The sequence below is a fragment of the Paenibacillus sp. Y930 genome (assembly GCF_056786375.1).
The window spans coordinates 644202-664750 of record NZ_JBXCIX010000003.1 but is presented as its reverse complement, the minus strand read 5'-3'; the positions used below and the strand labels follow the sequence as shown (position 1 = coordinate 664750).

Below are 20549 nucleotides of genomic sequence, written 5' to 3'. Positions count from 1 at the left end.
CATGAATACATGGCTACATATTGTTATATTTCGTATCCGTTATATGTTAAAGTCTCCAGCGAACATTGTCTTATTATTTATAATGCCACTTGTTTTCAGTCTCATTTATGGAAATTTGAATTTTGGTGAAGGTAGTACAGCCGCGCCGAAAGTAGCTATAGTTGTCGCTCAGCATGAACTTGGGCAGGAGACAGCACAGTTATTGACTCGCAATCCGCAATATGATTGGATAGTAGCTGAGGATGAGGAAGCGAGGGAGCTTGTTGCGGACCAGCAGGCCATTGCCGCAGTTATTGTTCCCGATGATTTGATTGATCGATTACATGACGGGAAATCCCCTTTTGATATTATTGTTAATAAGAAGGCCGAGCAATATATCGCGCTAGCAAATGCTGTAAGTAGTACATCGAATAATGTGTACAATTTATATGAGCAACTGAAGCCTATTGATGAAACAGCGTTAATCGATGTGATTAAGGTGATGAATAGTCAGCATATCGTACAGCTCAATGAAGTCAGCTTTGGACAATATGTTGCCGCGCAAAATAGCAGTAGTGGAAGTGGTGGAGAAGATGTCGCTAGCGAAGCTGCAGCGGAAGATTCCTTATCGATGAATGCGACACTTGCGATCGGCTTCTCGATTATGTTTATGATGTTTGCATTATCTGGCTCAGCAGCAATTATTCATAATGAACGAAGAGATTATACTTGGCATAGATTAACGACAACAGCGGCTACTCGTCGTAGCATTGTAGGAGGTTATATTACTTCATTCTGGTTGATTGGATGGTTGCAATTCGCAATTATTATGATCTTCATGTGGACAGTATTTGGAACAAGCTGGGGTAATCTAATATTGTTAGTGCCTTTCGTGTCCATCATTATTCTAACTATTGTTGCGTATAGTATGATGATGGCAACAGTGGTCCATTCCAAGAAACAAGCAGATGCATTGAACTCTGTTATTATAGTGAGTACATGTATGCTCGGCGGGGTCTATTGGCCAGTTGAGATTGTTCCTCAATTCATGCAGTATATTGCAAACTTCATTCCCCAATATTGGATGATGCAAGGATTGGAGTCCATTATGTTAGACCAGACAAGCGGGTCAACGAGTTGGCAGCCATGGGCGATACTAGGTGGAATAACTGTCTTATTGCTTAGTATTGCCATTAGGCAGCTTACAAAGGAGCAACGAATTTAGATGAAATTAATGATTGTAGAAGATGATCGAACCATCGCAGCGGGCTTACAATATTCTTTAGAGCAGGAGCAGTATGAAGTGGTGCTATGCCATGATGTTGCATCTGCTAAGCAAGCTATAGAGGAGCAGTATCAGCAACTAGAGCTATATATTTTCGATCTTAATCTACCTGATGGGTCAGGCTATGAATTATGCAAGCTAGTGAAAAATTTACATGATGCGCCTGTTATTTTCCTATCTGCGATAGATGAAGAGGTCAATATTGTGATGGGCTTAGATATGGGAGCAGATGATTATATTACGAAGCCCTTTCGCGTGCGTGAACTACTATCTCGGATGAAATCTGTTATGCGCAGATATCAAGTACAGGCGCCAGCTCGCAATATTATTACGCTACAGCATATTACGATCAATACAGCAGAAGCAAAAGTGTATAAAAAAGATCAAGAGCTTATTCTTACGGCGCTTGAATATCGCTTACTGCTAATCTTTGCTAATCATCCGAATCAAATATTGTCACGGACGCAGCTGCTTGAAAAAATATGGGATGTAGCGGGCGACTTTGTGAATGATAATACATTAACCGTATATATTAAACGTTTGCGAGAGAAGTTAGAGGAGGATGCGGCAGATCCTCAGCTTATTATGACCGTTCGAGGGCTTGGGTATAAATGCGTGCTGCCGCAGTAACTACTTATCATTGTAAGAGCATCATCAATGAAAAGATTTAGATTATGCTTACGAAGTAACTTTTCATTTGTGAAAAAACTCATAAATGAAAAGTTTTAGGAGAGTTTATGTTTAGAAATAAGGAATTTTCGTTGTTTATTATAGCGTCCATTGTAGCAACTTGTATTTTGCTAGCTATTGCCTACGTAATTTCATGGGCAGCTTTCATAATGGTGGCGCTGACGGTCATTATTGTTGGAGTTATTTTTGTTGTTTATACACGTTGGAGATACAAAGAAATTGAAAAACTGTCTTGCTACTTACGTAATATTAGTAATGGCAACTATGGACTTGATGTTCGAGACAATCGCGAAGGTGAACTAAGTATTTTACGTAATGAAATATTCAAAGTTACAGAGCGACTCTCGCAAAATAGTGAATATCTTAAGCGGGATAAGATGAGAATGGCGGATGCGATTGCTGATATATCCCATCAGTTGAAAACACCGCTAACTTCGATGCAGGTAATGCTTGATCTACTGGAACAGCCTACTTTGCCTTGGGAAAAGCACGAAGAGTTTCTAAGGAGTTTGCAACTTCAGCTTGAACGGATGGATTGGCTTATTACTTCATTGCTGAAGCTATCTAAGCTTGATGCTGGGACGATATCATTCAGCAGAGAGCAGGTAAAGGTAAGCTCATTGATCGAGCAGTCGATGCAACCTATTGCGATTCCGCTCGAGGTGAAGGAACTTCAAGTAGAGTTACAAGGTGATCTCGAGGCTATCTTTCATGTGGACCGCAAATGGACAACTGAGGCACTAATTAATGTACTGAAAAATGCTGTAGAGCATACGCCACCACATGGTCGCATTGATATAACGATTAACGACACAAGTCTGTATACAGAAGTGAGTATAGCGGATAGCGGTGTCGGGGTTGCCAAGGAAGATCTACCTCATCTTTTCAAACGTTTTTATAAAGGGAAGCATTCCGGAGAATCTAGTATTGGCATCGGGTTAGCGCTATCTTATAGCATTTTGCAAGCTCAAAATGGGATCATCGAAGTGTGTAATGGTCGTCAAGGAGGAACAGTATTTACGTTGAAATGGTATAAAGTAGAAGTTAAAAAATCGGGCTTTGATAATGATGAATAGGCTAACGTAGCTGATTCGACATCGCATCTGAAAGCCCGATTTTATAACCTTTATTGGAAGTAGAAGTTAAAAAATCAGACTTTAATAAATGAAGTAAGCTATTAGCATCGTTAATAATAACGATTCGATATTATTAATACATCGAATAATAGTCATCATAAATAATTAAGTGACTGAAATGTCACTTAAGAGTCACTAACCCGTCATATGGCGTAGCTATACTACAATTAACAACCATATTACGGAGGTATTATTAATGGAAATATTAAGAGTTGAGAATTTAGCGAAAATATACGGTAAGGGCGAGCAAGCCGTACACGCATTGAATAATGTAAGCTTTTCGGTTAACAAAGGGGAGTTTGTTGCCATTATTGGACCATCAGGCTCGGGCAAATCAACGTTATTACATATGCTTGGTGGCGTCGATGATCCATCTAAAGGGAAAGTATTCGTAGACAATACGGATATGTACACTCTGAATGAAACACAGCTTGCTGTCTTCAGGCGTCGTCAGATCGGCCTAATCTATCAGTTTTATAACTTGATCCCTGTACTAACCGTTGAAGAAAATATAACATTGCCGTTATTACTAGATGGTCATAAAGTGAATAAAAAAGAGCTTCAAGATATTGTGAACACATTGAGTCTTGAAGGTCGTCTTGATCATTTGCCGAATCAGTTATCTGGCGGTCAGCAGCAACGCGTGTCGATTGGTAGAGCGCTAATTAACCATCCATCGATTATTCTTGCTGATGAGCCAACTGGTAATTTGGATAGTAAGAATAGTAAGGAAATTATGGATATGCTTATTCTATTCAATAAGCTATATAAGCAAACATTGATTGTGATTACACATGATGAGCGTATTGCATTGCAAGCAGATCGCATCATTACAATTGAAGATGGCTTGCTTGCTAAGGACGAGGTGATTCGTCCGTGAATATCGTCAATAAGCTAACATTAAGACATATGAAGCAGAATAAACGTCGTACACTTATTACGATTATTGGCGTTATTATTTCTGTAGCGATGATTACTGCAGTTATGACACTAGGTATTTCCTTTCAAGATTTATTGAAGCGCCAAGTAATAGCTGAATCAGGTGAATGGCATACTCTGTATTATAATGCTAATTCCGAACAAATAGATGCTATTGCTAATGATGAATCAACGAAGATGTTAATGCTATCTCATATGAAGGGCTTTGCTTCCCTAGCGGATATGGGGCTTAAGGGAATGTACAATAAGCCTTACATTACTGTAAAGTCCTATGATAGTAATGGATTAAGCAAATTTCCGATTAGTGTAGTAGAGGGTAGACTTCCGCAAAATGAACATGAAATTGTGGTACCGCAGCATTATTTGAATGATGTAACAGGTTCCAAAATTGTTCCTGGTGATGAAATCGAGCTATCGATTGGAACAAGATATCTAATTGAGGGTACTCAACCTTTTATGGAACAACGATCTAACTTCGATGAATACTCACCTACTTTTATGACAGACAGTAATACGCTAGATGAGTATCTCGAAATTGATAAAACTATTACGTATACGGTAGTCGGTATAATAGAGCAGCCGGTATGGGAAAGCTCATGGTCTCCAGGCTATACGTTCATTACTTATCTTGACCAAAGTCTATTAGCAGCAGATGAGAAGGTCAATGTAAGTGTTATCGCTAACAAAGTTGATAATAGTATTACAATGAACACTAAGACATTGGCAGAGAAATTGAATTTGGAACACAACATTAATTTTGAGCTGTTAAGATATGATTTTATTAGCAATATTAATGGATTTGCAGCAACGATGTACACGCTAACGGCAATCATAATGGCGATTGTTATCGTCGGTTCTGTATCGCTAATTTATAACGCGTTCGGGATTTCTGTAGCGGATCGCTCGCGTTATCTTGGAATGTTAGCGAGTGTTGGAGCAACTCGGAGACAGAAGCGGAACTCGGTCTTTTTTGAAGGGTTTGTCATAAGTATTATTAGTATTCCGCTTGGTTTCTTAGGTGGATTGTTAGGTCTTACGATTACCTTCTGGTCGATTAATACAATGATTCAAGATTTATTCGGCGTATCCGAAACGTTGCTTGTAAAGGTTACACCACTTACGATTATTGTCTCGGTGGCGATATCATTACTAACAATCTTCCTATCTACATGGTGGCCAGCGAAGCGTGCATCGAAAGTATCTGCGATTGATGCCATTCGCCAGACACAGGATATTAAGCTATCGAAGAAAAAAGTGAAAACATCAAAGCTTGTTCGTAAACTATTCGGTATTGAAGCGGAAATCGCCCTTAAAAATTTGAAGCGCAATAAGCGTAGATACCAGATTACTGTATTTTCACTAGTTATTAGTATATTGCTATTTCTAACGGTGTCATTCTTTACGAATACGATGAAGCAATCACTAGATATGACTAATGACGGCATTAATTATGATATTGTACTAGGAAGTCATAACGGCGAATTAACTAATACGATAGATAAAGTGACGCAGTTAGAGGATGTTACAGCATTTAATTATTTACAATCGTTGTTTGTTGAAGCGAATATCCCGTTATCACAGCTTCCACCAACTGCATCCAAGATGGTAGAAGAAAGTCCTGAGTACCTTGAAGATGGAAAAATGCGCTACTCCGTCTATCTATATACGATGTCAGATGAAGCATTGACGAAGTATGCACAGGATAATGCTATCGATGTCGATGCACTATTCCATGAATCTGAGCGCAATGTGATATTGCTGAATGTGAATAACTTCTATTCTCAGTATTTAGAGAAAAAGGTAAGTGAATTGCCTATTTTGAACGGTAAAGGAACAACTTTAGATCCGATTGTGCAATTAAGTATCCCAGAGGAGCTTGATAACGGCGACTATGAATATCACGTAGAAGAAGTAGCATTACCATCTCTTCATATTTCAGATGTGACTACCGAGTATCCGATGGGTATTTCAAAGGGGCAAGGTGGATCTTCATCGATGATTTTATTAGTGTCACAGAAGGTTTTGGAGCAATTAGTCGGAGATCAAGAAGAAATTCATATTCGTCAAGATCTGTATTTAAGTAGCTCCAATCCAAAAGAAACAGAGAAGCAGATATCGGAAATGGATAATATAGAAGGTCTTTATATTAGCAATGCTTATGAAAGTAGACAGTCAGAACAGCAAATGCTTGTCCTAATCGGTGTATTCACTTATGGATTTATCGCATTAATAACGTTGATTTCCATTGCTAATATATTGAATACAATATCGACGGGGATACAATTGCGTAAGCGTGAATTTGCGATGCTTCGTTCGATGGGGATGACGAAGAAGGGCTTCTACCGCATGATTAATTATGAGAGTATCTTTTACGGCATGAAAGCATTGCTATATGGCTTACCGCTTAGCTTGCTCGTAATGATTCTCATTTATAGAAGTATGGGTAACGTTATAGAATATAGCTTCCAGCTTCCATGGGCAAGTATTGTGATCGCTATTGTCGCTGTATTTATTATTGTGAGTGTATCGATGATATATTCTGGCTCAAAGGTGAAGAAGGGCAGCATTGTTGAGGCGCTCAAACAAGAAAATATTTAGTAACGACAAAGAGAGAAGTGTCATGATGAGGAGAGAACCATGTCTACGAAATCTGAGTTTTTAAGGCGATATGAGCATACGATATATCGTATGGCTATCATTCTATTACAAGATGAGACAGAGGCGATCGAAGTAACGAAGAATGTGCTTTGTCAGCTTTGGCACGACGAAGGTTTTGCCTGCCTGGACGAACGTAAGCAGCATAATGTGATGATTTGGCTTGTGAGTAATGCTGCTACGACTACTACAAATCAGATTGCATAATTCAACTTTCAAAGCGTTATACTATACATAAAAGTGCTAGCGTGATCACGCTAGCACTTTTATGTTATATCTACCATTTACAATAGGGTTCAAGACAGTTGTTTCAGATGCGACGTCGAATATGTTACGTTAGCATCCACTTCGCTATCAAAGTTCACTTTTCGAACTACCTATTAAAATGAAGGTTCAAAAAGTGGACTTTCAGAGTCGAGCATGTGAAACGCTACTTGAGAAAGGCGGAAGCGCAAATGTACGTGTTTGGTACATGCGAACCTACAATGTTTCTACAAGAAACATACATCGGAAGCTTATACCGTACTTTCCAAGTTCGTTTCAGATGCGACGTCGAATATGTTACGTTAGCATCCACATCGCTATCAAAGTCCATTTTTCGAACTACCTTACATGCAAGCTTTACGCCAATTTGCACGATTGAACATCCCTTTTTCAACGGATATGCTTGTCCAAAATTGGTTTTTAAATTCTGGATGAATAAATTCGGGTGTTAGATATGTCCATGACTGACCAAGAAGTGATAAAGCATCTTTGAAGCTGTTAACAATGGTAGGATTAATATTTTGCGCTGCGCTATCGTTGGATCGATAAAACTGCCAACTCCCATTCTCCTCTTTACGAGCAAAGAGATTGATTTTACCAGCGGCTCCTTTAACGATCAGTATCGTTTGCCATTGCTCCATGATAGCTCGTACACTCCCTTCACGGTTTAGCGAATATATAGCAATTATACATCATTTACCAACAAGATTTCATTCCTTTGTTGCAATATGATACGATTAATAAAAATAAAGGAAAGACGAGGTGCGCCGAATGAAAGAAAAGCAGTTGATTGAGCAATATTTTCAAGATCACAAAGACGCGTTTATTGAACATATTCGCAGACTTGTACAAATTCGCAGTGTAAAGGGTGAGGCAAAACCTCATATGCCATTTGGAGAGGGGCCAGCTCAAGCATTAGATGAAACTTTAGTCATCGCACAACAACTAGGTTTACTCACGAACAATGTTGATAACTATGTGGGAACGATAAGTATTAACGAGCAGGAAACGAAGCTTGGTATTCTTGGACATGTCGATGTTGTAGGCGAAGGGTCGAATTGGAGTTTTGATCCTTATGAGGCGATCGTGAAGGATGGCAAAATGTACGGTCGTGGCACATCAGATGATAAAGGACCTGTCATTGCAGCGATGTATGCACTAGCGGCAATTAAAGATTTGGGCATTCCATTAGCATACAATACAAAATTAATCGTTGGCACAGATGAAGAATCTGGCTGTGAAGATATTGAGTATTACTTTAAGAAGGAGCAAGCTCCACCGTATGTATTTACCCCTGATGCGGAATTCCCGGTCATTAATATTGAAAAGGGTGCTATTCGTACCGCATTCCGAGCACAAGTTCAACCAACTGAACAATTACCACGAGTACGTTCGATCAATGGTGGCTACAAAGTCAATGTTGTACCGCCAGAAGCAGATGCAGTAATTGAAGGCTTAACTGTGGATGAGTTAGCGCCTTATGTTCAGGGAGTGACGGCAGCAACGGCGGTCCAATTTGAATGCAGTGAACAAGGCGAAGGCGTAGTTGCTATCCATGCAATTGGCGAAGGCGGTCATGCGTCTACACCAGAAAGTGCGAACAATGCGATTACTGCTTTACTGACTTTAATCGCTGCATTACCACTTAGTGAAAGTGAAGGACATCATATGCTGAAAGGTGTAAACTCGATTTTCCCACATGGTGATCACGGAGCAGAAGCGGCAGGACTTGCAATGAGCGATGCGGAATCAGGTTCACTGACCATGAACTTCTCGATTATTGCTTATGATGGTCAGTCGTTCGAAGGGTATTTCGATAGTCGCGTACCGCTATGTGCAACAGAGGAAAACACATTTGATGTGTTAGAGCAAAAGTTTACACCTTATAAGCTTGTGTTGGAGCGAGATAATTTTGAACCGCCTCATCATACGCCTGCAGATTCACCATTCGTGAAAACATTGCTTCATGTGTACGAGCAATATACAGGGCTTCCAGGTGAATGTATTGCGATTGGTGGTGGCACATATGTGCATGATATCGAAGGTGGAGTAGCTTTTGGTCCAACAATGCCGGGTATCGACACACGTATGCACAGTAATGATGAATTTATTGTTGTGGATGATTTATTATTGGCAGCGCAAATCTATGCACAGGTCATCGTAGAAATCTGTGGCGAGCAGAGTAAGTTCTAGTGAAATTAAATCTTATACACAAATTATCAACATGATGTGCATAAAGGTCGTAAAGTTAGTGGATTATTACAATATATAGAGATGAAAGTGGGAATGAATGAAACTTATGCAGTAGCTATGCACATCTTGTGTAAAGCTGCTGCATATTTTTTTGTGTTTGACGATAAAATAAGTTATCCATACACATTATTTGTTATGTTAATTAAAGCTGTTGCGATTATTAATAATCATTATAAGGTTGAAATAATCATTTCAGAAGTATATGATTGTCTAGACAACTAATTTCGGAACGGAGTATTAATATGGAAAAACAAGTGAATAAACCGCTCATGTCAGTTGGTTTCCTTCTCGGAGCAACGTACAACAAACTTGCTGCATTACTTATGCATCGGTTGAAGGCATATGATATTACTCCTGAGCAATGGTCAGTGTTGTACCATGTGGTAGATGATGAAGGGATGATACAGAAGGACATTGCCGCTCGTACGTTCAAGGATAAGCCGACGGTGACGCGCATTTTACATCAGCTTGAGCATAAGGGGTTCATTGTTCGGAAAGAGGATGAAGTAGATCGTCGATCGCTTCGAATTTATGCTACCGATCAAGGAAGACAATTAATTGCAGAGACCATTCCGATTGAAGAAAGCATTTCTGAAGAAGTAAAGGCTTGTATTGGTATGGAATCACACGATCAGCTAAAGCAGTATTTAATGGAGCTAAATAGTTATTTCAACAAAGTGTTAGAAACTAAAGTATAGATAAAGAAGAAGCTAGAGCGAAAAGATGGAGATGAAGCAACTTGAACGGACAACGGATGACTTTGAATAACGGAGCGATGGCAATTGAAAAGCCACGCCTATGGACGAAGCAATTTATTACTTTATCATTAGCTTCGTTTTTATTATTTCTTAATTTACAGATGTTATTATCATCATTTTCAATCCATATTAAAGGGAATTTGAATGGTGGAGATATGCATGTTAGTCTTGCGACTAGTGCATTTGCGATTACAGCGATTATTGCGAGGCTTTTGACCGGTCGCTGGATAAAGCGTTGGTCGAAAGAGATCGTATTAACTGCAGGATTAATTGTTGCGGCGGTATCAACAATATTATGTGCATTGCCTGAATCAGTGGCCCCATTATTATTGATGCGCGCGGTATATGGCTTTGGCTTTGGTGTTGGTAGTACAATTATCCCCACATTAGTTACGCAAATTATACCGCCCAAACGAATGGGTGAAGGTATAGGCTATTTTGGACTTTCGACCAGTCTTGCGATGTCAATTGGTCCATTGACTGGGATGAGTATTATGAATGCTTCGGGATTTACAACATTAGCGAGTATTGGTGCTGGAGCAGTCGTTTGTATGTTCCCGATGCTCTTTATCGCAGGGGTGTATAAGCTGCGATCCAATAAAGCCAATTCGATAACAGAATTAGCAGATCGTCCAGATAACAAGCAATTAGAGAAAACAACACTAGATAAAACTACTTCACAACAAGTCGTTCATACTCATGGACAGCAGCAAGTAAAGAAAAGCGGTATGCGAGATATTATGATCTTCCCTATTTATTTCCCAGCGATACTTAATGTACTATTATCCGTTACTTACAGCGGTATATTAAGTTTTATTGCAGTATATGGTGAACAGCTGAAATTATCTCAAGTAGGACTTTTTTTCTTGTTCAATGCGTTAACGATATTGATGGTTCGTCCGATAGCGGGTAAAATATTTGACCGTAAAGGACCGATTATAGTACTTATTCCAGCTGCAATCTTCGTTATTGTAAGTATGATTGTGTTATCCTATACAACATCAATGAGCATGCTTATTATGTCAGCGTTATTATATGGGGCAGGATTTGGCTCCATTCAACCTACATTACAAGCATGGATGCTGCGATCCGCTAGCAAAGAGGATTATGGTACAGTGAATGGTTTGTTCTACAACGCTACTGATCTTGGGGTATCACTTGGGGCAATTATTCTAGGGATCATTGTTACGTTCACTTCTTATGAGATGATGTATCGCTTATCATCTATTTGTATGATTCTATTTGCAATTGGTGTAATTATCTATGCAATGAAGCGTAAGAAATCATAATAAATACCGTGATGGAATCTGTCCCCAACTATAGTATAAGCATGCAACGAGAATCAAGAAATACGGTAGGTACTAGTAAACAGTACCTACCGTATTTTTGTTTTTTACTCGTTTCTATAGAACGATTCGTGCATCGAATATCCTTCTAAATCTCTGACCATATGAATATAGTTGGTAGTAAGAAATAGGAAGTAGAGTGAGGGAGGAATTAGGGAAATGAAGGCTTATTCAACTGGCCAGACTATACATACAGTTAATGTACCAAGAATACAAATGGTTGACAATCTTATTGCGTTTATCCGTGAAGCAAATGAATTTCTTCAGCAGGAATTAGATCTATCCCCAGCTAATCAATTAGTGACGAACATCATTAGTCAACTTTCACTTCAGTTACGTTCCCGCTATTTACCTGAGGAGATACAATCCGTTCTAAGTAACGAATATACTCGAATGAACCGAAGAAAATTGCAGGATAAGTTGTCAGAAGCTGAATTTCTAGCAGAGTTAAGTGATTCTCGTAATATTTCCAAATCTGACAGTTTCGTCTTGGATACCTTAAAAAAGTTGCCTATCTGGAACGTTTACAAGGCGCTAGTTAGTCAGGAACTATCCATACTTCGGCAGTTCATAGGGCAGGATGATTTTACAGAGAAGTTGCCGATTATATTTGTAGGTAGTGGACCGATGCCGCTAAGTGCTATTATTCTACACTTATTAGGTGATGTGAAAGTTATCTGTCTGGAAATGGATTCTGTGGCTTATGATGCATCATGCTTTTTACTTGAACGCTTGGGCTTAGCCGATAAAGTTACTGTTGTAATGGAGAATGGATCAGAATTCGACTACAGCTCTTATAGCCAAATCTTTGTGGCTAGTCTCGTTCGCAATAAGATGGAAGTGCTTGAACAAATAATTCAAACTTCTTCAAATCCGCTAGTAGCCATTCGCACAGCAGAGGGGATGAAGCAAATTATATATGAAGCGATTGATGAATCACAGTTGAACAAGCAGGGGTGGCTGATTCTAGGACGAACATCTCCTGAAGAAAATCTGGTCATCAATTCGACTTTGTTTCTGGAACGGGTAACTCCGCACATGTCGAGTGTTGCTTACTGCAAGTTATGAAAAACTAATAGTTGAGATGTATTGGTGGATATAGCAAAGAGAGGCGGCGACGCCTCTCTTTTTTTGTTGGATTGTTATCGTGACCAGAATAGGGCTCTCTTCTTCATCTCTATTTTTAAGTTTAGTTATAAAAGGCATCAAGCGGATATGGATGTCTATTCATTAGATTTTATTTTATCCGTAGAATTTATGGCATCTTGAACAGATTTTTCATTTATTCCAGGTAGATGATCTTCATTTACTACAGTAATCTTTTCACCTTGTAGGTGAGCTTGTTTCTTAAGGCCTTTCACCCAGAACCCGCCGTGGAAATGTTTAGGCTCATGGGAAATAATAAATGCTTTAGAATCGAAAGCTAGTATATAATTATATAGTTCCTGCTGAGTTTTCCTTCTAGTTAAAATATCCATCATAAGTCGAGGGCCATCTCTACCTTCGCCCATCCAAGAAGTGACACCAAAGCCCTCGTCCCTTAATTTATTCGGCAAAGACTCATCATATCGATTAGTAATGACTTGCACCGTTACATATCCTAGTGCTAACCACTCTTCAATCTTTGTACCTACCAAAACACCCAAAGCATAGCCAACCGCATAAGCAATGAGATTTTGAATTTTATTCAGATTATCAAGTACTAATCCTAGCCCGACAATATATATGACGACCTCTATTGTACTTAATGCCGCTGCTAAATACTTTTGGCCCTTTAACGTAAGAATCATTCGAATGGTAAAGAACGAAACATATACTATATTAATAGCAAGAATAATTAAGACCATTAAAATAATGCCCACCTCCAAATAAAGAATAATCAGTAGTTTAATAACTACTGATGTCTTCAAGTTTAACATAGTTAATGATAATATTGACGATGCGTTCTATGATTCGCCAGCTCTACACTCAATTGGATAAGAAAAGTTAGTTCCAACCTATGTGCTACTTGTATAATTAATAGTGTTTCCAATAATTCGAACTTCTACTATTGATAAATTCCGCGCCTGCTTAGGGCTCTTCTGTCGTTATATTGGATGAGAACAATCGGATTATCGCTTCAAGTGCGAGTAGCGAGTTAACGGAAAATCTTATGTATGATCGTTTAAGTACGGATAGAGGCATGCTGTATAGCAATGAAGGAAATAGTGAGCTGATGGTCTCCTATACGACCTCATCCGTGACAGGCTAGAAGTATATAACACTGACGCCTGCCAAGGTATTCAATCAGAAGATGGAGGATATGAAGCGCTTAATTTATTTGAGCGTAATTTTATGTCTTGTTGTCGGCGGCTCTAATGAATATTCATTTCTAGAAGAGACGATTAAAAGCGCTTTTCATGAAAAGGAAGAAATCAGCAAGCGCTTGAAGCGTCATAACGATGTGGTACGCTCGCATTTTCTATCTGGTCTGCTCAAGGGGCGAGTGGAAACTAGCGTGCCGCTCCATGATTCGCTTTCAGCGGTCCATTGTACGCGGTAATTTTATTTTACATTGAAGATCATGGGAAATACGGAAGTGATGAAGAGGCGCTTGAAGGCTCTTCGAAAAAACGGCTGCTCCATTTTTTTATCACGAATGTGGTGGAAGAGACCTCAAGAGGAAACAATGATGCTTATATGGTTGATATGGATGACTCCTTAGCCTGTATTATTAATTTCCGTGGGGATAATGATAAGTATGTAATGCGAATAGTGAACATAAAAATACATCCCAATTGTTAGTGGAATATAACAATTGGGATGTAGAGATTAATGATGCTACTTTGAAAGTTAGTTTTACTTTTTACAGATGTTCTTCAGAATTATTTTATTAAACAGCAGTAGAGATATATAGTGAGTAAACGGCATTTTGTGTCACGTTCATATCTAGATATATTGAAATTGCATCGTTTCTTGTGACAGGGTTTCCAACTATATTGCTGGTCCATGTGACAGTTGCGCTAGGTGTTACAGCATAAGCAGCACCATCAGAAACACGTACAGGTTGTGCTCCTACATCGGTAGGTCTAATGGAGAAGACTATGGTTCCGGAAAGTACAGCTGTAGTTGTTAGAGTAATTGTAGATATGATGTTGCCTACTACTGGTGCGGCTGCATTATTAATAACATCGAAACATACTTGGAATAGGTACGTTCCAACAGGTAAGTTGTTTACAGATATTGCTCCTGAAAAAGCAACTACGCTGCCATCTGCAGCATCCACATAAGGTATTGCATTGGAAAGTGCCCCAGGAGATCCTGCTATACGTTGAAATCCTACATTATTACCACCATAGTTAATAACTTTCGTGAAATTAGTCGGTGTTGGACCCGTAGCACCTGTCGATCCAGTAGCTCCATCAGCTCCTGTAGCACCTGCCGGTCCAGTAGCTCCATCAGCTCCTGTAGCACCTGCCAATCCAGTAGCTCCATCAGCACCCGTAGCGCCCGCTGATCCAGTAGCTCCATCAGCACCCGTAGCCCCTGCCAATCCAGTAGCTCCATCAGCACCCGTAGCGCCCGCCGATCCAGTAGCTCCATCAGCACCCGTAGCACCCGCCGATCCAGTAGCGCCGTTGGCACCCGTAGATCCCGCCGGTCCAGTAGCGCCGTTGGCACCTGTAGATCCCGTCGGTCCAGTAGCGCCATTAGCACCGTCTAAGCCATCAATACCGTTAGATCCTCTAAAACCTCTAGGTCCTCTATCTCCTTTTGGTCCTCTAAATCCTCTTGGTCCTCTCTTACAATCATTACATTTCTTACATCCATTACATCTTTTTCCGTTTTCACAACACTCTGATGTCGTATTAGAGGATATTGGTGTACAACTGTGAGAATGCTTTTTTTTCTTTTTTCTGCACATATATGAGTGTAGTTCCGGCCCATTGGCATAAACATTTCGTTTTAGTTTTATTTTTTTTAATTGATCCAATTATATTACCTCCTATTTGCTATGAATTAATATTATGAATTAAAACATACTTTGCTCACGGCGATGAGTGGAAATAAACGAATGTCCAGTAAAGGTAGGGTACCCGTCTAAGGTCTGGCTATAATCTAGTCGCGAGTCTGTTTTTCATTCTCTAATTCATGTTATAATGTAGAAAAATATGGTTGTAAATAGGAGAAGAGAGCATGAGATCATATCAAATAATAAGTAGATTACTAGTGGTTGTACTACTGGCGGTCAGCATGACAGGTTGCGGTTCATTTACTGAGAAAGTTGGAAATTCTGTCATTGGTGAAGGTTCTGGATCAGGCGAACTTATTAGCTTAGGGAAAGAGTCATTCAAGAGTGAGGATTTTGATGAAATTCATATTAAAGCGGATGCGATGGCAATATTCGTAATAAAAAGTACAACGGATAATGCTGAAGTGGAATTGCTTGTAGATGACACGATTGAAAGTCGATTTACTTTAGAGGCTTCGATTCAATCTAGTAAATTAAATATTAATGTAAAGGAAAAAGAAAAGATGGGTAGTATTATCAATAACTCAAAAGGTGAAAGGAAGCTGAATATCTCGTTGCCTGATAAAGTGTTTGATCAATTGGCGATCAACAATAATTTTGGAACAGTAGAAGTTGTTGATTTGAATGCGGAGAGTGTGGATATAACAGTTGACGCGGGTTCCATACAGTTGAAGGGTGTAATTGGAGAAATGAATCTTGAAGTAGATGCTGGTCAGATTGTAGTAGAAGAGTTTAGCCTGGAAAACAATTTGACTGCAAAAACGGATGCAGGAGCAATTAGAATTAATCTAACCGAATCTCCAAAATCAGCTGAAATTAATCTAGTTAGTGAAATTGGAGCCGTGAACTCGAATATAGAAGGAATCGACTATAGCGTTAATTCGTCAAATAAAAAGGTAGGGACGATCGGATCCAATGGTTATCATATAAAAGCATCTACATCGATTGGGGACATTCTAGTCAATTCAAAATAAGGATCAAGGACCTGTATTCGGTATTTTATCTGACTCAGGTCTTTTAATTTTGCAGCGACAGTAGAAAAAATGGGGAGTGTGGCTGTTTAGTGGGATCGATCTTTAGGAATGAAGCAGCTGAAAGTGAGTACTATCATTGTTACGAGAGAAGTTTAGCAATGTTTGAAATGGATTTCACCTCACTTAATATCCCAACATCATTCGGAGAAACGCATATACTTTGCTTTGGAGATACGAATAAGAAACCGTTGTTGCTTCTTCATGGAATGACTATGAGCAGTATAATGTGGTATCCCAATATGAAGCAATTGGTTCAAGAGCGTTCCGTGTATGCTATTGATGTTATTGGTGATTTTGGGAAAAGTAAGCCAGAGGCTGCCATGAAAAGTAGGAAGGACGCACAACTGTGGCTTCTTGAAGTATTAAATGGTCTATCGTTCGAAAAAGTAGATTTGGCAGGACACTCGATGGGCGGATTCTTATCTTTAAATTTTGCTCTAGTCTATCCGGAACGCATATCCAAGCTGATGCTTTATGCTCCTGCAGGATCTTTTCATAGAATAAGTCCAAAATTTTTCATGAAGATTTATCCGGCACTATTGTTTCATTCAGAGAGGTCGATCGACAATGCCTTTAAATGGTTCTCAGGCATGGGGGAGATCCTCCCACCAGTATTTCGCGCTCAAGTTATCGCAGGCTATCGTCATGCGAAACCGCTTATGCAAGTGATGCCATCCCTATTTTCCAAAGAGGAATTTCATGGCTACCAGATTCCTACTTTGCTCCTTATTGGAGACAAAGAGGTAATATACCCCGCAAAGAAGGTGATAGCAATCGCGAAAGAATGGATTCCAAATCTTGAGACTCATTTAATTACTGGAGCTAGTCATTCGCTAACGATGGAGCATGCTGAACTAGTAAACAAAATAACTCTTGAATTTCTAAGTAATGAAGGTGCAGATAGCGTGGAGACGCGTATCGAACATAGTGAAAGTGAAATAATGAGCTACTAGTCTAATAATGATAATAGTTAAGCAACCTTATACAATGAGCTGATGCTCACTGCATAAGGTTGTTTTTATTTACTTTTGTTTCGATAATCCCGATAAAATAAATGATTTTGAGCAAAATAAGTAGAAATTTCCACTTGCCGCTTGAAAACGAAATCGAAATAATCAGGGTAATATATATGATTACTTAATATTGTGAACAGCAGCTTTTGGCAGAGAAATATGCTAAAGTTGAAGCACCTATTCAGGTCATGGAGCAAGGTTTTACTACATGCTAGAGCAATTTATGCTTGTAGATCCAAAGCAATAAAAAAATAGGAATCCAGTAGCTCTGCTACTGAAATGATGGCTTTTACCCTAAGGATGAAATCTCTGAGACGAAGGAGTGTTAACTATGGATTTAGAAACGGTTATGCAGGAACTTGAAGCTCTCGGAAAGGAAAGAACGAAGAAGATTTACCAATCCAATGGAGCGCTTGAACCGCTTTTTGGCGTAGCTACAGGTCAAATGAAGCCTATTTTCAAAAAAATAAAAATAAATCAACCGTTGGCTGAGCAACTTTACGCTACAGGAAACTACGACGCCATGTATTTTGCCGGAGTTATTGCAGATCCCCAAGCGATGACTGAAGCGGATTTTGACCGTTGGATCGATGGAGCTTATTTTTATATGCTGTCTGATTTTGTAGTTGCCGTAACTTTAGCAGAAGCAGATATTGCCCAAGAAGTAGCTGATAAGTGGATTGCAAGCGGCAAAGAACTGAAAATGTCAGCGGGCTGGAGTTCTTACTGCTGGCTTTTGGGCAATCGCCCAGATTATGAATTTTCCGAAAGCAAAATAGCTAATATGCTTAAAATGGTGGAAAGTGCGATTCACGATGCTCCCGAACGAGCAAAGTACGCCATGAATGAGTTTATTTACACTGTAGCAGTGTCCTATTTACCTCTACATGAAATGGCGATCGAGACCGCGCAGACAGTAGGTCCTGTTGCGATCAAACAAGATAAGAAAAAAGACAAAAATTTGATCGCTTCAGAACGTATTCAAAAGTTCGTAGATAAAAGGAAGCCTGGTTTCAAACGTAAACATGTTAGATGTTGAGGATTTCTTCGAGGATTGTATTGAAGCATGAAGCTTGAGTTCAATGATCAACACTTAAAGCATACGAAGTATCTAATATTAAGTTTTAATAAAAGATGAGGGTTTATGTTATGCCAAAAAACGATAATATGCTGGCAATTCTTTGGATGCTGAATTCGGGCGTGAAAATGACGGCAAAACAAATATCAGAAAAGTTAGAAATAAATATAAGAACAGTTTATCGGTATATTGATGCATTATGTGCAAGTGGAGTGCCTATAATATCCGACGCAGGTCATAATGGGGGGTATAGCTTACTGAATAATTTTATTAGAGCACCTCTATTATTTGATTTTGAAGAGAAAAAGGCACTCCTTCATGCTTCAGTTTTTGCAAAAGAAGCCGGATACCCTTTGAGTGAGGCATTAGGCAATGCGACATCAAAAATAAAAATGTATTCTAATGAGGAGCAGGAAAGTTTACTTAATCATCAATTATCCGGATTTGAAGTTATAAACCACAAGGGAGATCCTTCTGTTCAGCTGATATTGGCGGAATTGGAGTATGCTGTAGCAAATGAAATCTCTGTAGAAATTGATTATCGTACAAGCCGTGAAGAACAACCCAAGAATAGGGTGATAGATCCTTATGGAATAGTTTATTGGAACAATAAATGGTATACGGTTGCATATTGCCACTTAAGGAATGAGATTCGCAGCTTTCGGGCAGATAGAATTCTTCAAATCAAGCGTGCTCATATTATGTTTAAGCGTCCCGAAAAATTTTCGGCCCGTGAATTTTTTATGCAAAATCTATTACCTGATTCGATGGGTAAGGATAGCTTAATTACTTTAATTATTAGAGGCAGGTCTGAGGCACTTGATGATTTATGCCTACATTGGTATTTAGGGCATTATCTGCAAGAACGGACGTCAAATCAGGCGATCTTTTTACTCGAAGATGAAGCAATTCATGCCTTTGTTCCTTATCTTTTCTTAACGTACGGGAAATCCATTCAAGTAATCGAACCGCAAAGTTTAAAGGGGAAACTTGTTACTATTGCGTCGGATTTACTGGAATATTATCGACTTTAATAGCTTCACTGACAGTAGATGTCAGTGAAGCTATTTTATAATGAAGATAATCAATGATTACCGATGAATGGTTCGTATCATTTGATGAATTGTAAAATAAGGGGAACTTTCAAATGAATAGTACGGTGTATCTTTATGTGTTTGACACAATGGCAGACTGGGAAATAGGTTACTTAACTGCCGAACTGAACTCGGGGAGATATTATAAAAAGGGGCTGTCCCCATCAAAAATAGTTACCGTGGGAATTGAAAAGACTCCGGTAACTACAATGGGCGGATTGAAGATACTACCTGACGTTAAGCTGAATGAGTGCAGCATTGAAAGCAAAGATATATTGATTTTACCCGGTGGAGATACATGGTTAGAAGAAATTCACCAACCCATCTTAAAAACCGCCCAGAGGTGTTTACAGGAAGGGATATTGGTTGCAGCGATTTGTGGTGCTACAATGGGTCTTGCCCAGACAGGATTGTTGAATTCACGCCCGCATACAAGCAATGATTTGGAATACCTTAAAATGAGCTGTCCTATGTACACTGGCGAAAAGTATTACAACGTGGAGTCTGTTGTAACGGATGGAAAACTGATCACTGCATCTGGAATAGCTCCGCTAGAGTTTTCTGTTCATGTCTTGAAAGCTCTCGGTGTGATCACTTCAGAAACATTAGATGCCTGGTACAGTCTTAATAAGACACATGAGTCCCAATATTTCTATAAGTTGATGATGAAAGTTTGACAATTAAAGCTCAATAAGAGTAGGATAGTTTTATGACTATTCAACAATTATTAGAAGAAGATGAGAAGCGAGTACTCATTTTTAAAGCTCTTGCAGAGAAAAAGCGAATTGAGATTATACGTCACTTACTTACCGAATCTAGCCGTAACAGCTGTGGCGAGATTGGAACAATAATGAATACGGATAAATCCAACATCACTTATCATCTTAAAATTATGAATGATGCTGGACTCATTAGAGTCGTTCGTGAAGGGCAGAAAAAAATGATTTATTTGCGAGATGAAGTATTTCAAGTGTATTTACCAGGTTTCTTGGACAGTCTATAAGATGTCAAGA

At 39.2% G+C, this 20549-nt stretch carries 19 protein-coding genes and 1 pseudogene; 17 read left to right on the top strand and 3 right to left on the bottom strand.

Annotated features, from left to right (window positions below; genetic code table 11):
- The first annotated feature begins 1 nt into the window (after window position 1).
- The 6 genes from AC1TO5_RS11850 (at window position 2) to AC1TO5_RS11825 (ending at window position 6891) form a co-directional block, all read left to right on the top strand.
- Complete coding sequence (locus AC1TO5_RS11850) at window positions 2-1204, top strand: ABC transporter permease (protein WP_482063006.1); 1203 nt, start codon at window positions 2-4, stop codon at window positions 1202-1204.
- Window positions 1205-1894, top strand: a complete 690-nt coding sequence (locus tag AC1TO5_RS11845; protein ID WP_482063005.1) for a response regulator transcription factor — start codon at window positions 1205-1207, stop codon at window positions 1892-1894.
- A 107-nt stretch (window positions 1895-2001) separates the two neighbouring features.
- On the top strand, window positions 2002-3030 hold the full coding sequence (locus AC1TO5_RS11840) for a sensor histidine kinase (RefSeq protein WP_482063004.1): 1029 nt from the start codon (window positions 2002-2004) through the stop codon (window positions 3028-3030).
- A gap of 256 nt (window positions 3031-3286) precedes the next feature.
- Entirely contained in the window at window positions 3287-3970 is a 684-nt protein-coding gene (locus tag AC1TO5_RS11835) for an ABC transporter ATP-binding protein (protein WP_482063003.1), read from the top strand.
- Complete coding sequence (locus tag AC1TO5_RS11830) at window positions 3967-6627, top strand: ABC transporter permease (protein ID WP_482063002.1); 2661 nt, start codon at window positions 3967-3969, stop codon at window positions 6625-6627. The genes AC1TO5_RS11835 and AC1TO5_RS11830 overlap by 4 nt, the downstream gene beginning before the upstream one ends.
- Before the next feature lie 39 nt (window positions 6628-6666).
- Complete coding sequence (locus AC1TO5_RS11825) at window positions 6667-6891, top strand: hypothetical protein (protein WP_482063001.1); 225 nt, start codon at window positions 6667-6669, stop codon at window positions 6889-6891.
- A gap of 401 nt (window positions 6892-7292) precedes the next feature.
- On the opposite strand, the gene AC1TO5_RS11820 is transcribed toward AC1TO5_RS11825, so the two are convergent.
- On the bottom strand, window positions 7293-7589 hold the full coding sequence (locus AC1TO5_RS11820; protein ID WP_482063000.1) for a hypothetical protein: 297 nt from the start codon (window positions 7587-7589) through the stop codon (window positions 7293-7295).
- Between the two features lie 130 nt (window positions 7590-7719).
- Between AC1TO5_RS11820 and pepV the strand changes: the two genes are divergently transcribed.
- The 4 genes from pepV to AC1TO5_RS11800 all read left to right on the top strand — a co-directional run bounded on the left by pepV (window position 7720) and on the right by AC1TO5_RS11800 (window position 12373).
- On the top strand, window positions 7720-9141 hold the full coding sequence (pepV, locus tag AC1TO5_RS11815; RefSeq protein ID WP_482062999.1) for a dipeptidase PepV: 1422 nt from the start codon (window positions 7720-7722) through the stop codon (window positions 9139-9141).
- Between the two features lie 302 nt (window positions 9142-9443).
- Window positions 9444-9899, top strand: a complete 456-nt coding sequence (locus AC1TO5_RS11810) for a MarR family winged helix-turn-helix transcriptional regulator (RefSeq protein ID WP_482062998.1) — start codon at window positions 9444-9446, stop codon at window positions 9897-9899.
- A 41-nt stretch (window positions 9900-9940) separates the two neighbouring features.
- Window positions 9941-11248, top strand: coding sequence for an MFS transporter (locus AC1TO5_RS11805; protein ID WP_482062997.1), 1308 nt, complete (start codon window positions 9941-9943; stop codon window positions 11246-11248).
- 216 nt (window positions 11249-11464) lie between these two features.
- Window positions 11465-12373 (top strand): nicotianamine synthase family protein, encoded by a 909-nt coding sequence (locus AC1TO5_RS11800; RefSeq protein ID WP_482062996.1) that lies wholly within the window; start codon window positions 11465-11467, stop codon window positions 12371-12373.
- 275 nt (window positions 12374-12648) lie between these two features.
- Here AC1TO5_RS11800 and AC1TO5_RS11795 read toward each other — a convergent pair.
- Window positions 12649-13152 (bottom strand): annotated as a pseudogene (locus AC1TO5_RS11795) (DUF2179 domain-containing protein); the annotation flags it as partial.
- Window positions 13153-13607: 455 nt separating this feature from the next.
- On the opposite strand from AC1TO5_RS11795, the gene AC1TO5_RS11790 reads away from it, so the two are divergent.
- Window positions 13608-13847: a hypothetical protein gene (locus tag AC1TO5_RS11790; protein ID WP_482062995.1), complete on the top strand. Its 240-nt coding sequence runs from the start codon at window positions 13608-13610 to the stop codon at window positions 13845-13847.
- Between the two features lie 330 nt (window positions 13848-14177).
- On the opposite strand, the gene AC1TO5_RS11785 is transcribed toward AC1TO5_RS11790, so the two are convergent.
- Entirely contained in the window at window positions 14178-15278 is a 1101-nt protein-coding gene (locus AC1TO5_RS11785) for a collagen-like protein (protein WP_482062994.1), read from the bottom strand.
- A gap of 203 nt (window positions 15279-15481) precedes the next feature.
- On the opposite strand from AC1TO5_RS11785, the gene AC1TO5_RS11780 reads away from it, so the two are divergent.
- From AC1TO5_RS11780 to AC1TO5_RS11755, 6 genes are all read left to right on the top strand, one after another.
- Window positions 15482-16291: a DUF4097 family beta strand repeat-containing protein gene (locus tag AC1TO5_RS11780; protein ID WP_482062993.1), complete on the top strand. Its 810-nt coding sequence runs from the start codon at window positions 15482-15484 to the stop codon at window positions 16289-16291.
- A gap of 158 nt (window positions 16292-16449) precedes the next feature.
- Window positions 16450-17304 (top strand): alpha/beta fold hydrolase, encoded by an 855-nt coding sequence (locus AC1TO5_RS11775; protein WP_482062992.1) that lies wholly within the window; start codon window positions 16450-16452, stop codon window positions 17302-17304.
- Window positions 17305-17695: 391 nt separating this feature from the next.
- The gene (locus AC1TO5_RS11770) at window positions 17696-18403 is read left to right on the top strand and encodes a DNA alkylation repair protein (RefSeq protein ID WP_482062991.1); all 708 of its coding nucleotides are present in this window, start codon (window positions 17696-17698) and stop codon (window positions 18401-18403) included.
- A 110-nt stretch (window positions 18404-18513) separates the two neighbouring features.
- The gene (locus tag AC1TO5_RS11765; protein ID WP_482062990.1) at window positions 18514-19476 is read left to right on the top strand and encodes a helix-turn-helix transcriptional regulator; all 963 of its coding nucleotides are present in this window, start codon (window positions 18514-18516) and stop codon (window positions 19474-19476) included.
- Window positions 19477-19589: 113 nt separating this feature from the next.
- The gene (locus tag AC1TO5_RS11760; RefSeq protein WP_482062989.1) at window positions 19590-20213 is read left to right on the top strand and encodes a type 1 glutamine amidotransferase family protein; all 624 of its coding nucleotides are present in this window, start codon (window positions 19590-19592) and stop codon (window positions 20211-20213) included.
- 32 nt (window positions 20214-20245) lie between these two features.
- Entirely contained in the window at window positions 20246-20539 is a 294-nt protein-coding gene (locus AC1TO5_RS11755) for an ArsR/SmtB family transcription factor (RefSeq protein WP_482062988.1), read from the top strand.
- Window positions 20540-20549: the final 10 nt, after the last annotated feature.

Bases quoted from the DNA above. Each gene is read 5' to 3' on its own strand.
- AC1TO5_RS11755 (WP_482062988.1), top strand. From the start codon at position 20,246: ATGACTATTCAACAATTATTAGAAGAAGATGAGAAGCGAGTACTCATT.
- AC1TO5_RS11790 (WP_482062995.1), top strand. From the start codon at position 13,608: ATGAAGCGCTTAATTTATTTGAGCGTAATTTTATGTCTTGTTGTCGGC.
- AC1TO5_RS11775 (WP_482062992.1), top strand. From the start codon at position 16,450: ATGTTTGAAATGGATTTCACCTCACTTAATATCCCAACATCATTCGGA.
- AC1TO5_RS11760 (WP_482062989.1), top strand. From the start codon at position 19,590: ATGAATAGTACGGTGTATCTTTATGTGTTTGACACAATGGCAGACTGG.
- AC1TO5_RS11825 (WP_482063001.1), top strand. From the start codon at position 6,667: ATGTCTACGAAATCTGAGTTTTTAAGGCGATATGAGCATACGATATAT.
- AC1TO5_RS11840 (WP_482063004.1), top strand. From the start codon at position 2,002: ATGTTTAGAAATAAGGAATTTTCGTTGTTTATTATAGCGTCCATTGTA.
- AC1TO5_RS11765 (WP_482062990.1), top strand. From the start codon at position 18,514: ATGCCAAAAAACGATAATATGCTGGCAATTCTTTGGATGCTGAATTCG.
- AC1TO5_RS11850 (WP_482063006.1), top strand. From the start codon at position 2: ATGAATACATGGCTACATATTGTTATATTTCGTATCCGTTATATGTTA.
- AC1TO5_RS11845 (WP_482063005.1), top strand. From the start codon at position 1,205: ATGAAATTAATGATTGTAGAAGATGATCGAACCATCGCAGCGGGCTTA.
- AC1TO5_RS11800 (WP_482062996.1), top strand. From the start codon at position 11,465: ATGAAGGCTTATTCAACTGGCCAGACTATACATACAGTTAATGTACCA.
- AC1TO5_RS11780 (WP_482062993.1), top strand. From the start codon at position 15,482: ATGAGATCATATCAAATAATAAGTAGATTACTAGTGGTTGTACTACTG.
- pepV (WP_482062999.1), top strand. From the start codon at position 7,720: ATGAAAGAAAAGCAGTTGATTGAGCAATATTTTCAAGATCACAAAGAC.
- AC1TO5_RS11770 (WP_482062991.1), top strand. From the start codon at position 17,696: ATGGATTTAGAAACGGTTATGCAGGAACTTGAAGCTCTCGGAAAGGAA.
- AC1TO5_RS11810 (WP_482062998.1), top strand. From the start codon at position 9,444: ATGGAAAAACAAGTGAATAAACCGCTCATGTCAGTTGGTTTCCTTCTC.
- AC1TO5_RS11835 (WP_482063003.1), top strand. From the start codon at position 3,287: ATGGAAATATTAAGAGTTGAGAATTTAGCGAAAATATACGGTAAGGGC.
- AC1TO5_RS11820 (WP_482063000.1), bottom strand. From the start codon at position 7,589: ATGGAGCAATGGCAAACGATACTGATCGTTAAAGGAGCCGCTGGTAAA.